The sequence below is a fragment of the Bradyrhizobium ingae genome (assembly GCF_055791185.1).
This window is the reverse complement of sequence record NZ_JBVUBB010000026.1, coordinates 65510-79630: the sequence shown is the minus strand read 5'-3', so window position 1 is coordinate 79630 and position 14121 is coordinate 65510. Positions and strand designations below refer to the sequence as shown.

13 protein-coding genes are annotated in these 14121 nt (G+C 60.2%); 11 read left to right on the top strand and 2 right to left on the bottom strand.

Annotated features, from left to right (window positions below; genetic code table 11):
* Positions 1-23 precede the first annotated feature (23 nt).
* On the top strand, positions 24-656 hold the full coding sequence (locus tag ACV1FX_RS29325) for a TetR/AcrR family transcriptional regulator (protein WP_473121045.1): 633 nt from the start codon (positions 24-26) through the stop codon (positions 654-656).
* 221 nt (positions 657-877) lie between these two features.
* Entirely contained in the window at positions 878-2077 is a 1200-nt protein-coding gene (locus tag ACV1FX_RS29320) for an alpha/beta hydrolase (RefSeq protein ID WP_473121044.1), read from the top strand.
* A 45-nt stretch (positions 2078-2122) separates the two neighbouring features.
* On the opposite strand, the gene ACV1FX_RS29315 is transcribed toward ACV1FX_RS29320, so the two are convergent.
* On the bottom strand, positions 2123-3949 hold the full coding sequence (locus ACV1FX_RS29315) for a potassium transporter Kup (protein WP_473121043.1): 1827 nt from the start codon (positions 3947-3949) through the stop codon (positions 2123-2125).
* 526 nt (positions 3950-4475) lie between these two features.
* Positions 4476-5363 (bottom strand): LysR substrate-binding domain-containing protein, encoded by an 888-nt coding sequence (locus ACV1FX_RS29310; protein WP_473121042.1) that lies wholly within the window; start codon positions 5361-5363, stop codon positions 4476-4478.
* Positions 5364-5651: 288 nt separating this feature from the next.
* On the opposite strand from ACV1FX_RS29310, the gene ACV1FX_RS29305 reads away from it, so the two are divergent.
* The 9 genes from ACV1FX_RS29305 (at position 5652) to ACV1FX_RS29265 (ending at position 14077) form a co-directional block, all read left to right on the top strand.
* The gene (locus ACV1FX_RS29305) at positions 5652-6842 is read left to right on the top strand and encodes an enolase C-terminal domain-like protein (RefSeq protein WP_473121041.1); all 1191 of its coding nucleotides are present in this window, start codon (positions 5652-5654) and stop codon (positions 6840-6842) included.
* A 28-nt stretch (positions 6843-6870) separates the two neighbouring features.
* Positions 6871-7776: a dihydrodipicolinate synthase family protein gene (locus tag ACV1FX_RS29300; RefSeq protein ID WP_473121040.1), complete on the top strand. Its 906-nt coding sequence runs from the start codon at positions 6871-6873 to the stop codon at positions 7774-7776.
* Between the two features lie 102 nt (positions 7777-7878).
* Positions 7879-8874, top strand: a complete 996-nt coding sequence (locus ACV1FX_RS29295; RefSeq protein ID WP_473121039.1) for an ABC transporter substrate-binding protein — start codon at positions 7879-7881, stop codon at positions 8872-8874.
* 169 nt (positions 8875-9043) lie between these two features.
* Positions 9044-10078, top strand: coding sequence for a zinc-binding alcohol dehydrogenase family protein (locus ACV1FX_RS29290; protein WP_473121038.1), 1035 nt, complete (start codon positions 9044-9046; stop codon positions 10076-10078).
* Positions 10071-10853: an SDR family NAD(P)-dependent oxidoreductase gene (locus tag ACV1FX_RS29285; RefSeq protein WP_473121037.1), complete on the top strand. Its 783-nt coding sequence runs from the start codon at positions 10071-10073 to the stop codon at positions 10851-10853. Before ACV1FX_RS29290 ends, ACV1FX_RS29285 begins: the two co-directional genes overlap by 8 nt.
* A 222-nt stretch (positions 10854-11075) precedes the next feature.
* Positions 11076-11750 carry an amino acid ABC transporter permease gene (locus ACV1FX_RS29280; RefSeq protein ID WP_473121036.1) on the top strand — a complete coding sequence of 225 codons (675 nt, stop codon included), beginning with the start codon at positions 11076-11078 and terminating at the stop codon, positions 11748-11750.
* 4 nt (positions 11751-11754) lie between these two features.
* The gene (locus ACV1FX_RS29275; RefSeq protein WP_473121035.1) at positions 11755-12462 is read left to right on the top strand and encodes an amino acid ABC transporter permease; all 708 of its coding nucleotides are present in this window, start codon (positions 11755-11757) and stop codon (positions 12460-12462) included.
* Between the two features lie 34 nt (positions 12463-12496).
* Positions 12497-13303, top strand: coding sequence for a transporter substrate-binding domain-containing protein (locus ACV1FX_RS29270; protein WP_473121034.1), 807 nt, complete (start codon positions 12497-12499; stop codon positions 13301-13303).
* Positions 13304-13318: 15 nt separating this feature from the next.
* Entirely contained in the window at positions 13319-14077 is a 759-nt protein-coding gene (locus ACV1FX_RS29265) for an amino acid ABC transporter ATP-binding protein (protein WP_473121033.1), read from the top strand.
* Positions 14078-14121: the final 44 nt, after the last annotated feature.

Here is a 14121-nt window from a genome sequence, read left to right as displayed (position 1 = left end):
TTCCGCCTTCCTGGAGCAAGACCTTGACAATCGGACGACCCCGGCAATTCGATGAAGCGACAGTGCTCGCTGCCGTAACCAGAACGTTCTGGGACAACGGCTATCATGCGACCTCGATCGCCGATATCGTCGAGGCAACCGGAGTTCATCGCAACAGCCTGTATGCGACATATGGTGACAAGCATCAGTTGTTCACCACCGCGTTGAAGGCCTACATAGATGAGGCGGGAAAACGTTTCCGCAACAGATTGCAGCACGCAAACACCACCTATGCGGGGCTACGTGATGCGCTGCTGCACTATTCCTACGTTTCCGCAACCGCATCCGGCCCGCGCGGCTGCCTTGTCACCAACACCACGATCGAGTTGAGGCGCGGCGACAAGGAGCTGACGGCGGAGATTCGCGCCGGCATGAAGCAGATCACCGATCTTCTGCATGCCGCAGTCGAGCGCGGGCAAGCGAGCGGTGAGATCACGGCGGAGATCGAACCGGCGGACGCTGCGCTGTTCCTCTACAGCTTCGGGCAGGGATTGCGGGTCACGGGCCGAATTGCCAAGTTGGCTGATCTGGAGCGAACAGTCGACGTTGCCCTGCGGGCGCTGTATCCCAACGGACCACCAGCAAGTGACATGCGGATCGGGGCTGGCTCCGCCTAGTTGTCCAGCGTCCAGGCGCGCCTCGTCGCACCGATCTCCAGCAATCGCCGGCGAACCGCGCCGTCATCAACGCGCGCGTACGCTCCGGCAACACGAATGTCGTGTGGTGTTGCTGCCGTTGCCGTCTTCAGAAGGCGACGCAAGCTGCGTCGGAATCGGCGGCGATCGTGTCGACGCTATCGTTGATGCCCTGCAGCTTGCGAATAGCTGCCGTCAGGGGTTTGGACATCCTGCGCGAAAGCCGCCGCATGGAGGCGGCGGCGCCAATTCTTCATGTTTCACGAAAACTGAATTGTCCGCAAAACCCTTTTTCCGCGCGCGCCAAGGACTACCGTATCGCGGGATGGATGCAGCAGCTGGCAACGGAAATCGCCGCAGCCGAGAGCCAAATTGCGCCGACACCAGCCTGTCGGCGGGACCCCGAACAGGAGGGCGTTTTGTTTGATCGTAGAAATCTTCTTGCCGCCGGCGTTGTCGCGCCCATGATCGTCTCGTCGTCCTCCGTTGGATCGACTGAGATGAATATGCAGACAATGAAGAGAAAGACCTTTATCCTCGTCCACGGTGCCTGGCACTCGACCGGCCACTGGGAGCGCCTCGCGTCACTCCTCGCCGCTGCAGGGCACGCTGTTATTGCGCCCGATTTGCCGGGGCATGGACTGAGCGCTCGATTCCCCAACAGTTATTTTCAACGGCCGATTGATATCTCAAAGTTTTCGACGGAAGTCTCTCCGCTCGCTGGAGTTACCCTCGATCAATATGTCGAGGCCGTCGGTGATGGCATAAACTTCGCGACCAAGGCGGGATGGGGGCCTATTATTATCGTCGGGCACAGCATGGGCGGGGTGACGACGACCGCGGTCGTCGAGCAGCACGCAAAGCAGATCCACCATGTCGTGTATTTGGCAGCATTCATGCCGAGCGACGGCACCTCGGCATTGAGCTACCTCAGTGCTCCGGAAAATTCCGCGTCAGCGTTTGGTCCGTTACTGCTGGGCGACCCCGCCAAAATCGGATGCGTGAGGATGGACATGCGCAGCGCCGACCCCAAATACGTCGCGGCACTCCAGTTTGCTCTCTACAACGATGTCGACCTGCCTACCTTCCGGTCCGCCGCTAATCTGCTCACGCCCGATGATCCGATCGAGCCTTTTGCGGCGCTGACACATCGAACGCTCGAAAAATGGGGAAGCGTGCCGCGCAGCTATATTCGAACGTTACGAGACAATGCCCTGCCGATAGCATTGCAAAACCGATTTATTCGCGAGGCAGATGCATTCGCATTTGGCAAGCCGACCAAGGTTTACGATATTGACAGCGGACATTCGCCGTTCATTTCCCAACCGAAAGCCCTGGCTGACATCTTGGTTGCGGTAGCAAGCGCAAGGGGCAACGAAGCGCTTCCTCCATGGGCGCGCTGAGCCCATCGCGCCGGCGTCATATTCGTCGTGTTCGCCCCTGCGTGGTCACAATTCTATTCTGTGGCCGACCTCGACCAGCGCGTTGGTGGGCATCCGGAAGCGATCCACGGCATGGGCGGAATTGCGAACCATGAAGGCAAAGAGGCTCGTTCGCCAGCGCGACAGCAGCGAATTGCCTGGGCGGTTTACCGGATCGTATCGTTCGACATAGTACGTGGGCCGTTCCCAGGCGGGCAGCCCCTCGCGTTTGGCCTGTGCAAGTACAGACGGGAGATCGGGAATCTCGACGAAGCCGAAGTGAACCGTCATGTGCCACACGCCCTCGCCAAGCTTTTCGCACCTTATGCGATCATGCGTACTTGTGCGCGGCACGGCTTCAAAACCGACGGTAAGTGCAATCACAGTCTGAGGGAGCGATTGGGTCTGCTTCACGTAGCTGACGATCATCGGGGGCATGCCCGTCCCCAGGCGCGTCAGGAATATACCGGTCCCGGAGACGCGTGCGATGTTTTCCTTCGCAAGTCGATCGAGAAAGTCTTCGATGAGTTCGGATCGCGCGGTGTTTCGACGATGCAGCGCGGCTATGCCGTGGTGCCACGTGATCATCATCGTAAACACCAGCGCGCCGAACACCAGCGGAATCCATCCGCCCTCCATGACCTTCAGCAGGTTGGCTCCGAAGAATGCCAAATCGACCAGCGCCAGGCTGCCGGCAACTCCGGCCGATTGCCAAAGGCTCCAGTGCCAACGAGTTCTCATCACCTCGAACAAGAGAACGGTTGTGAGCACCATGGTCGTGGAGACGGCGGTCCCGTAAGCACCAGCGAGCCGATCCGAACTGCCGAATACAATTGTAAGAGCGACGGTAAAGATCATCATCGTCCAATTCACGAAAGGCGCGTAGATCTGGCCGTATTGATCGGCAGAGGTCTGGAAAATCCGGACGCCTGGAAACCAGCCGAGCTGCATGGCCTGCCTGGTCATCGAGAACGAACCGGTGATGATGGCCTGGCTCGCGATGATGGTCGCCAGGGTTGCAAGAGCCACCAAGGGATAGATGGCCCAGGCAGGCGCGAGCAGGAAAAATGGGTTGCCGTCGCCGTTCGGCGTATCAATGAAATTGCCGACTTGGCCGGCGTAGTTCAAAACCAAGGCCGGAAGTACTATGCCGTACCATGCCAATCTGATGGGAGCACGTCCGACGTGCCCCATGTCGGCGTACAGAGCCTCACCACCAGTCAAGGCAAGGAAGACACCACCAAGCAGCATGAAGCCGATCAGGCCGTGACCGAATAGAAGCTTGATGCCATAACTCGGATTGAGCGCGGCCAATACACCGACATGATGGATGATACCAAGAAGTCCAAGCAGTCCCATCGTGATGAACCACACGAGCATGATCGGGCCGAAGGCCCGGCCGACGTTTGCAGTGCCGCGGCTCTGGAGTGCGAACAATCCGACGAGGATCGCGACAGCAACCGGCATCGTGTACGGCTTGAAGATCGACGTCGCCACGTTCAGGCCCTCGACGGCGCTCAAAACCGAGATTGCCGGCGTGATGATGCCATCCCCATAGATGAGCGCGGCACCAAAGAGCCCGACGACGACCAAGGCGCGACCACGGCGCGAGCCGCGCGACCCCGTTATCGCCATCAGCGCCAGAATTCCGCCCTCGCCGTGATTGTCGGCGCGCATGACGAGGACTCCGTATTTGATCGAGATGGTGAGAATCAACGCCCAGAAGATCAGCGATAACGAGCCAAGCGCCGCGTCGGCAGAGAAACCCTGGCCCATGATGTTCCGGATCGCCTGCAACGTATAGAGAGGGCTGGTACCCAGGTCTCCATAGACGATCCCGAGCGCGAGAAGCATCGCAGAAGGATCGGGAGCCTGCCCGACACGGGTCTGCGGTGAACCGGAGAATCCGGTTTCGGCAGAAAGCGCCGAGATCGAGGTGTTAGGCATCGGAGGGAGTCGCCCCCGGCAAGTGTGTCCGCGATCCGCCGAGTAAGGCGTCGTTTTCGAACAGCCGACCGCCCTGGTCAGAAACAGTCCTGTCGTTCACCAGTTCAAACCGATTGCGGGCCATGATCGATAAACGCGCCTTGTCAGGTTCGTTCCGATCGGTCACGGCGAACTTGTCATTTTAAGCAGTATGAGCGGGCCTGGCCTGCATTGGGATCGATGCAGACGCGGATCACGCCGCGGTCAGCCTCAGCGTGGTCGGCGCCAATACCATGCAAGTCGCCACGGAAGCCGCGCGGTCACAAAGTTCGACGTTAGGGTTGCCAGTACGCTGACAACGGCCCTTGTTCCGGGGAGATGATCCATCGATTGCGGACCGGCGCCCGATTGGCCGCGATCAAGCGCCATGGGAGACGCGCCGGCCGGTCAATGCTCATCCAAGGACCGACAAAAGCAGGGTCCGAAAGCTGGGCAGGGCTGGATTGTCGTTGTCCGGTCTCCATATCGCGTGCATTTCCAGTGCGCGGCCGTTCAGACCCACCACCTTGCGGAACGTGACGTTGTCGAAGGATGCACGCCGAGCCGTTTCTGGAACGAGCGCAACGCCGATTCCCGCGCTGACGAGGGAAAGGACGGTCTGCGTCTGCTTGCTGCGCTGGACCACTTGCGGGCTGCATTGAGAATCGCGAAAAACCTGCTCCAGCAATTCGTAGAGCACCGTCGTGGGGTTGGGCTCGTAGCCGATATAAGAGTGCCGGGTAAGATCCTGCAGGGTGATCCGCGCGACGCGCGCAAGAGAGTGATCGGTCGGAATAGCCAGCACGAGCCGCTCCTTGGCGATCACTGCCGTGCACAGTCCGCGCGCACCGGATGGCAACCTCCCCAAGCCGAGGTCAATCCGGCGGCGAGCCAGTGCGTCGATCTGCTCGGATGTCAACATCTCGGTGAAGGATAGCTCGAGCGCGGGGAAGGCAGCGCGTGCCTCGCGTATCAACTTCGGCAGAACATCGTATGTGGCCGCGCCGATCAATCCAATGACCACTGCGCCATTTTCCGTTCGTTCGGACCGGCGGGCGACACGAACCGCTGTCTCGGCCTGCTCCAGCAGCCGGTGAGCCTCGCGCAGAAAGCCGTGTCCAGCCGACGTCAAACGTACCGACCGGCTGGTTCGAACAAAGAGTTCGACCTTCAAGATTTGTTCGAGTGACTGAATTTGCCGGCTGAGAGCCGGCTGAGTCAGGTTCAGACGAATGGAGGCGCGACCGAAATGCAGCTCAGAAGCTACGGCAATGAATGATCTGATGTGGGCCAACTCCAGCATTCATGTCGCTCCTGCATCGGTGGGAAGTGAAGGATAGCGATATTTGGCCGTGCTGTCGCGGCGCGTTCGCGCAATTAATGCGTCATGTGCATTAATGTAATGAGAAAACGGCCTTGGACGTTCATGCAGGGAGTCGTCTAGCGTTCGTGGTCGTCTGCGCCGATCAATGCCAAACAACGAAAGTCGCCTCCATGAAGCTGACCGACTCTTCACCTTGCGACGCGACAAATGGACGCCCCAGTCCCATTCGTGCGGTCTCTCTAGATTGTCTTGGCCAGTGAGGGCGTCATGTCGCTGATTTCGCGCGTTGAGGTGCACGAGTTCGAATATGAGGTCAAAAACCTCGGTGCGGTCGCCACCAAGGCGGCGCACACGCACAACCACGTGGCCTACCTGAAAGGTGGCTCTCTCAAACTGACCAAATACGCGGTGACCATCGAGACGGATGATGGCGCTCGCGGCGAATACGTCGTGTGCTGGGGGGCCACACGGCCCGCACTGACGCAGACCGTCATGCTCGCGCCGGATCTTCTTGGCCGCGATCCCGATCAGCGCGAGGCAATCTACGACGAGTTCAACCGTCGCCTCTGTCATCACGATCACATGGGGCATGGCCCACTCGACATCGCGCTCTGGGACTTGGCGGGCAAGCAACTGAATGCGTCGATCTCGAAGTTGCTGGGAAGTTACCGTAACCGACTGAAGGCCTATGCCAGCACTTTCCATGGCGACCGCAACGGTGGCCTCGACAGTCCCCAGGCGTATGGCGATTTTGCGCAGCACTGCTATGACATGGGCTATCGCGGCTACAAGCTTCATGGCTGGTTCGATGGCGATCCGATTGCGGAAGCCGGCGCGATCCTGGGAGCCGCTCGCGCAGTCGGCGGTAAGATGGCGCTGATGTATGATGGCGCATCCGATCTGCTCAGCTTCGCCGATGCACTTCATGTCGGTCGTGCCTGCGATGAGGGCGGCTATTTTTGGTTCGAAGACCCATTTCGGGCGTCCAAATCCGCCTTTGCCCACAACAAGCTGCGCAGCATGCTGAAGACGCCTTTGCTGATCGGCGAGCACATTCGCAGTCTGGAGCCAAAGGCCGATTTTCTGGTGGCCGGCGGCACTGACTTCGTTCGCCTTGATCCGGAATACGACATGGGCATCACCGGTGCGATCAAGACGGCGCATCTTGCGGAGGCTTTCGGGCTCGATGCGGAAATTCATGCCTGCGGCCCGGCGCATCGTCACGTGATGGGCGCTATTCGCAATTCCAATTTCTACGAGGTCGCCCTGGTCGGGCCGGATTGTCCGAATACGGTCCCGCCCGTCTACTCCTGCGGTTACTCCGACCAGATCGATTGCATTGATGAGGATGGCACGGTGCCGGTACCCACCGGTCCCGGCCTCGGCGTGCGCTATGACTGGGACTTCATCAAATCGCACACCAAGCAAAAGCACGTGTTCGATATCAGAGATCGCTAAGCCGATCTCGATGGTGGGAGAAACGCCGATGCTCAGCAACATCAAGGGCAGCTTCATCATCGCTCAGACGCCGTTCGACGATCGCGGTGCGATTGATCTTGCAAGCATCGACAGTCTCACCGATTTCTATCTCGGGCATGGCGCGGACGGTTTCGTCGTGCTTGGCGTCAGCGGTGAGGGCGGAAAGCTCACACAGGAAGAAGCCGTTGCCGTCAGCTCTCGCTTCATCGCGCGCGCGTCATCCAAGCCTGTGATCGTTGGCGTGAGCAGCCCGAATCTCGTGCACCTCAGCGAGCTCTGCGCCCGTGCCATGGATGCGGGCGCTTCGGGGGTGATGATCGCGCCCCCGCCGGGCCTGAGGACGGAAGAGGAGTTGTTTTCCTATTTCTCCGCCGTGTTCGAGCGGATCGGAAATGTGCCGACCGTGCTGCAGGATTTTCCGTTCTCGACCGGCGTATGGATGTCGGTTCCATCGATGCTGCGGCTGATCGAGAGCTTTTCGCAAATCCAGGTCGTGAAGGAGGAGGATCTCCCGAGTCTGGAGAAGATCACTCAGCTCCGCGCCGGACAGAAGCGCCGTGTTGCTATTCTGACCGGCAATAACGGGTTGTATCTTCCCTATGAGCTTGGCCGTGGGATCGACGGTCCGATGGCGGGCTTCTCGCACCCGGAGATGCTTTCAGGCGTGTGGCGTCTGTTCACGCGTGGCGAGCGCGATGCGGCTCAGGATCTGTTCGATCGCCATCTGCCTCTACTCAACTATGAGGCGCAAGGATTTTGGGGCGTTGCCGCGCGCAAGGAAGTGATGCGCCGCAGAGGTGCGATCCGGCATGCGACCATGCGTACCCCGGGGCCGAAGCTTTCCGCGCATCATCATGCGGAGCTCGATGATTTGCTTCGTCGGCTACAGCGCGCAATTGCCGATCATAAATGATTCTCCGCGCGTGACCCGGCCGGGCGTCTGAAGCGCGGTCGCCTCGACAAGAAACAAGAACGCCTGGCACCGCCAACAGGGGCCAGCAAGGGGAGGATATTGATGAAGAGGTGCATCGCCGCTGCCTGCGTGGCCTTCTTGGCTGTGACTTTGAGCGCCGGGACCGTCAGGGCCAAGGACGTCCGTTTCGCCAAGCAGCTTCAGATGAACAACCTTCCGCTCATCGTGATGGAGCAGAAGAAGCTGTTCGAGAAGCATGCGGCCGCGCTCGGTGCCTCCGATCTGTCAGCACAGTGGCTGACCTTCGCGAATGGCGGCGCCACGCTCGATGCGCTGATTTCCGGCAATGTCGACTTCGTCCTGGCCGGCATATCGAACTTCGCGATCATCTGGAATCGAACGCGCGGAGACGTCAAGGCGGTTGCTGCGGCGTCGGGCTTGCCGCTGGCGCTTCTGACGCGCAACCCCAACGTTAAGTCCCTGAAAGATTTCTCGGCCGGCGACCGCATCGCCGTTCCGACCGTGAAAGTGTCCAACCAGGCCGTGATGCTCGCGATGGGCCTGGACAAGATCTACGGCAAGGAAGGACGCAACAAGCTCGATCAGCAGACGGTACAGCTTCCCCATCCTGAAGCCGTGCAAGCGCTGCTCAATCCGCACCACGAGGTCAACAGCCATTTCTCGAGCTCGCCTTATGCCGAGATCGAGCTCAAGGCAAACGGCATCCACAAAGTCTTCGATTCCAATGAGCTGTTCTCCGGCCCATCGACCAACAACCTGATCTTCACGACAAAGCGTGTTCACGACAGCGATCCCAAGGTCATTCAGGCTCTGATCGCGGCCCTGGACGAAGCGAATTCCTTCATCAACGCGAACAAGCATGAAGCCGCGGAACTCTATCTCGGCGTTTCGAAGGACAAGCTCACGGTTGATGAGGTCGTGGCGATCCTCAGCCAGCCGGGCGCGATATTCACGACCACGCCGACGAACACGGTCGCGATGATCGATTTCATGTACGACACCGGAATTATCCAGAGAAAGCCTGCGGACTGGAAGGATCTCTATTTTCCGGAGATGCATGGCCGCTCGGGCAGTTGAGGGCGGTGTTGGTCAGCCGCGGCGAGGGCCGGCGATCCGCCAGGTCCTGAAAATTGCGCCTTGCCATTAGTCATGACGATGGCGTATGACGAAAATGAAATGTGCATGCAAAGTGCACTTACGGGCGACTTTGCGGTCGCCCTGAACGAACTTTGGGAGGAACAGGCCGATGAAGGCAGTTTCAATGGTGAGACCCGGCGAGCTCTCGTTCGTCGATATCGCCGAGCCCTCGCCGGAATGCGGCGAGATTGCCATCCGCATATCGTTCATCGGCTATTGCGGCACGGATCTGAACAGCTATCGCGGAGCCAATCCGCTGATGAGCTATCCGCGCGTTCCCGGTCATGAAATCTCCGGCGTGATTGCCGGCCTCGGCGCCGACGTGCCATCTCAGTTCGAGGTCGGTCAGGCCGTGACGGTGCTGCCCTACTTCAATTGCGGCCGTTGCAATTCCTGCCGCATGAGCCGTCCCAATGCCTGCAAGCACAACCAAACCCTCGGCGTGCAGCGGGAAGGGGCGCTGACCGAACTGATCTGCGTACCTCATGGGAAGGTCATTCCCGTAGAAGGTATGAAGCCGCGGGATCTTGCCCTCATCGAGCCGCTTGCGGTTGGGTTTCATGCGGTGCGCCGCGCCGAAGTCAAGTCAGGCGAGACGGTGGTGGTGCTGGGCTGCGGGATGATCGGAATTGGCGCCGCGCTTGGGGCGCTTGATCGCGGCGCGCGTGTGATCGGCGTGGATCTCAGCGCGGCAAAGCTCGCAACAGCGCGCAGTCTTGGCATTCAGCATGTGGTCGATGCGTCGGCCGGCGATGTCGTGGCGGCAATTGCGGCGATCACAGGCGATGACGGACCGGAAGTGGTCATCGAAGCCGTCGGCAGCGAAATCACCTTCCAGCAGGCGGTGACGCTCGCTGCCTCCTGCGGAAGGGTCGTCTATGTCGGCTACGCCAAGAGCGCTGTCGCCTACGAGACCAAGTATTTCGTGATGAAGGAGATCGAGATCCGTGGATCGCGCGGCTCCCAGATGGCGGATTTCCACGATGTGATCGCGTTTATGCGCCGGAATCCCAAGATCGGTGACGCAATCGTCTCGCAGGTCGTTCCGTTTGGCGAGGCCGACACAGCCATGCGGCGCTGGAGCATGGAGCCGGGGAGCGCGCTCAAGATCCTGGTCGACGTGAAAGGTCCTGGCCGTGGCTGAGGCAACTGTTCCGCAAGCTTTGTCCGTGTTCGGACTAGCAGGGCATCATGCGCTGATCACGGGCGGTGGCAGCGGTCTTGGACTTGCGATTGCGCGCTGCTTTCTTGCTGCGGGCGCCAAGGTCACGATCAACGGAACAAACGAGGGCAAGCTCAAAGCCGCAGCCGAGGAACTTGGCGGTGGTACGCAGTCGGCTGTTTTCGATGTCACGCGGACCGACGAAGCGGAATCGTTTGCGGCCTCCGTGGAGGAGCGCGTCGGCCCCGTTTCGATCGTGGTGAACAATGCCGGCTTCACGATCAAGAAGCCAATCAAGCAGATGACGCCGGCAGAGTTTCAATCGGTGCTCAACGTGCATGTCACCGGTGCCTACGCGTTGTCCCGGGCGTTTTTGCCGCAGGTGACGCAGTCCGGGCGGGGCTCGATTCTCTTCACAGCGTCGATGTGTTCGTTCCTGGGAATTCCCCTGGTCATCGGCTACTCGGCGGCGAAATCCGCCCATATCGGCCTTGTACGTGCGATGGCGACCGAGCTTGCGCCCGAGAAGGTGCGCGTCAACGGCGTTGCACCGGGTTGGGTGGACACGCCTCTGTCGCGCGGTGCGCTGGCGAACGATCCCGTGCGCAAGGCGAAGATCGATGGGCGCATCGCCATGCAGCATTTCGGCACGGATTCCGACATCGCTTGGGCCATGACCTATCTTGCTTCCGATGCCGCCGCTTATGTCACGGGTCATATTCTCGTGGTCGATGGTGGAGCGCTCCACGGGTTTTGAGTTTCCGAAACGGGAAAGTGCATATTGCATTCAAAGTGCATATGCGCTAATCAGGCTTCAAGGAAAGGTGGCGCCGGGTGGATTGAGCGCCTCCGAGATGCACAGGGAGAAGGGGCGCACGTCGCCCCGGGTTTCGCGACAGCAATGGTGTGGCTGCGTGGCGTTTGCGCCCGACGTCTTCTGTGTGTCCGGAACCTTTAACGCGCCAACGGATGACCGGCCTTGCAGAATTCGCTCGATTTCGGCGTCATCTTCGGGAACTGGCCTCTTCTGTTGCATGGGGCCTGGCTCTCCGTTCGGATCACGCTGGTTTCGGTCGCGCTGGGAACGATGATTGCCGCGATCGGCGCCTATCAGGTGACCTACGGATCGGTCTTTGTGCGCATGCTCTGGACGATCTATGTCGAGATCGTTCGCAACACGCCGCTGCTGGCGCAACTGTTCTTCGTCTTCTTCGGCCTCCCTGCGCTCGGCGTAAAAATGAGCGCGGATGTCGGGGCGGTCGTCGCGCTGACCTTCAATTTCGCCGCCTATGCGGTGGAGATCATCCGGGCCGGCGTCCAAAGCATTTCAAAGGGGCAGATCGAGGCGGGGACTGCGCTCGCTCTCACACGCGCACAGATCTATCGGCTCATCATTCTCAAGCCGGCGCTCGCCACGATCTATCCGGCGCTTGCCAGTCAGTGCATTCTGGTTCTGCTCGGCAGTGCCGTGATCTCAAGCATCTCCGCAGACGATCTGAGCTCGGTTGCCGCATCGTTGCAGTCCAGCAGCTTCCGGTCGTTCGAGGTCTATATCGCGGTCACCGTGCTGTATTTCGTGAGCGCGATGCTGTTGCAAGGTGCGCTCGATTTGCTCGGTCGCAAGGCGTTTCCGTTCCTCCAGGCGACGAGATAGCGCGATGCAGCAATTTGCCTGGCATCACATCGTCTATCTGTTGCTGGCGGCGCGCTGGACAATCGCTCTTTCCCTGATCGCTTTCGTTTTCGGTGGCCTGGGCGGTCTGCTGATCACCTTCGTGCGGGTTCAGCCGGCAAGCCGCGTACTGCGGCTGCTCGCCGCTGGCTATATCCGGCTGTTCCAGGGCACGCCGCTCTTGATGCAGCTCTTTCTGTTCTATTTCGGACTGAGCTTTGCCGGCTTTCCGCTGGATGCGTGGACTGCGGTCAGCCTGGCGCTGACCTTCTACACGAGCGCGTTCCTGGCCGATATCTGGCGCGGCTGCGTCGAGGCGGTTCCGCGAGGGCAGAGCGAGGCGGCGATTGCGCTGTCGCTGTCATATCCGCAGCGGCTGCGGCTCGTCATCATGCCTCAGGCTCTGCGCATCGCGCTTGCGCCTTCGGTCGGCTTCCTTGTGCAGGTGGTGAAGAGCACGTCGCTTGCCGCCATTGTCGGCTTTGCCGAGCTGATCCGCGCCGGGCAGGTCGTCAGCAATGTGACGTTGAAGCCGCTCCTCGTCTACGCCGCGGTCATGGCGATCTATTTCATGCTGTGCTGGCCGCTGTCGCTGCTCAGCAGATATCTCGAGTCCCGCCTGGCGCGGGGATTTCATCCCAAAGCCGCCGATCTCAAAACACTCGAGCCGACGCTGCAGGGCGGATCGGCTTGAGAAAGCCCAAAGACGACAAAGGGAGGATTATCGCATGACCATATTCAAGCAGTTTGGGCGCTTCACAGCGCTTGCAGTAGTCGGCCTCGCTGCGGCGCTTGTCTCTGCGCCGATGGCAAAGGCCCAGACCGTCGACGAGATCGTCAAGCGCGGTAAGGTTCTGGTCGCGATCGATACGACGAACGCGCCCTTCGGTACGGTCAACGAGAAGATGGAGCCGGACGGCTACGAGGTTCAGCTCGCCAAGCGTATGGCAACGGCCCTCGGCGTCCAGCTCGAGATCGTGCCGGTGACGACACCGAACCGAATTCCGTTCCTGATTACCAACAAGGCCGACATTCTTCTCGCCACCTTGGCGGTCACCCCGCAGCGGGCGCTGCAGGTCATGTACACCATTCCCTATGGCGGAGTGAAGTTCGGCGTTCTTGCGTCCAAGGACAAGAAGATTGCGGGCCCGGATGATCTCAAGGGTCTCAAGGTCGGGGTCATTCGCGGCGGCGCCGCCGAGCCGATGATCACGGCTGTCGCGCCCAAGGAGGCGCAGCTTGTGCGTCTTGACGACCCCTCGGCCTGCATCCAGGCGCTGGTGTCCGGCCAGGTCGATGCAATCGCCGAAAATTGGCTGATCCCGGCAAACATCGCCAAGACCCAGGGCTCGCAGAATTTCGAGATGAAGTTCGCGTTGAGCGAATCTCATTTCGGCATGGGCGTGCGCAAGGGCTCTTTCGACCTGCTTCAGTGGATCAACACTTTTGTCTACGCGGAGCGTCTGAGTGGCGAGCTTGCAAAGCTGCACGAAAAATATGTCGGCGTGCCGCTGCCCGCGCTTTCTGCCTTCTAACGAAGAGAAAATAATATGGCGGCGATTGAACAAGAGCAGGCCAGCACGGCTGTGCGAGCGGAAGCCGTGGACAAGTGGTACGCCTCTCACCACGCCTTGCGCCAGGTCTCGGTCTCGGTCGATCAAGGCGCGCGGGTCGTGATCTGCGGACCGTCGGGTTCAGGAAAGTCGACTTTCATTCGGTGCGTCAATGGGCTTGAGGATTTCCAGGGCGGCTCGCTCACCGTGGACGGTGTGCGTCTGGAGCCGGGGCTTCGAGGTGTTGAGGTGGTCCGCCGGCATGTCGGAATGGTCTTCCAGCAGTTCAACCTGTTTCCGCATCTCAGCGTCATCGAGAACTGCATGCTCGCTCCGGTGCACGCCAAAAAGGTGCCGAAGAAGGAAGCCGCGGACCTCGCCATGACCTTCCTCGAAAAGGTTCGCATCCCCGAACAGGCCCGGAAGTTTCCGGGTCAGCTCTCAGGCGGCCAGCAGCAGCGCGTCGCGATCGCGCGAGCCTTGTGCATGCAGCCTCGGATCATGCTGTTCGACGAGCCGACTTCGGCTCTCGATCCCGAGATGGTCAAAGAGGTGCTCGATACGATGGTCTCGCTCGCTGAGGAGGGCATGACCATGCTGTGCGTCACCCACGAGATGGGCTTTGCACGCCAGGTCGCCGACAAGGTCGTGTTCATGGATCAGGGCACGGTTGTCTTCGAAGGCGCGCCTGCCGAGTTCTTCGAGGCATCCGCCCATCCGCGCGTCCGAAATTTTCTCGGACAGCTTCTTCACTAGTTCGCTGGGCGACCAACGGTCGCTCTCTTTGTTCCACCGAGCTT

What these genes read in the sequence shown, in the direction of transcription:
- ACV1FX_RS29315 (WP_473121043.1), bottom strand. Translation starts at nt 3,949, where the DNA reads ATGCTTCTCGCGCTCGGGATCGTCTATGGAGACCTGGGTACCAGCCCT.
- ACV1FX_RS29310 (WP_473121042.1), bottom strand. Translation starts at nt 5,363, where the DNA reads ATGCTGGAGTTGGCCCACATCAGATCATTCATTGCCGTAGCTTCTGAG.
- ACV1FX_RS29305 (WP_473121041.1), top strand. Translation starts at nt 5,652, where the DNA reads ATGTCGCTGATTTCGCGCGTTGAGGTGCACGAGTTCGAATATGAGGTC.
- ACV1FX_RS29300 (WP_473121040.1), top strand. Translation starts at nt 6,871, where the DNA reads ATGCTCAGCAACATCAAGGGCAGCTTCATCATCGCTCAGACGCCGTTC.
- ACV1FX_RS29295 (WP_473121039.1), top strand. Translation starts at nt 7,879, where the DNA reads ATGAAGAGGTGCATCGCCGCTGCCTGCGTGGCCTTCTTGGCTGTGACT.
- ACV1FX_RS29290 (WP_473121038.1), top strand. Translation starts at nt 9,044, where the DNA reads ATGAAGGCAGTTTCAATGGTGAGACCCGGCGAGCTCTCGTTCGTCGAT.
- ACV1FX_RS29275 (WP_473121035.1), top strand. Translation starts at nt 11,755, where the DNA reads ATGCAGCAATTTGCCTGGCATCACATCGTCTATCTGTTGCTGGCGGCG.
- ACV1FX_RS29270 (WP_473121034.1), top strand. Translation starts at nt 12,497, where the DNA reads ATGACCATATTCAAGCAGTTTGGGCGCTTCACAGCGCTTGCAGTAGTC.
- ACV1FX_RS29265 (WP_473121033.1), top strand. Translation starts at nt 13,319, where the DNA reads ATGGCGGCGATTGAACAAGAGCAGGCCAGCACGGCTGTGCGAGCGGAA.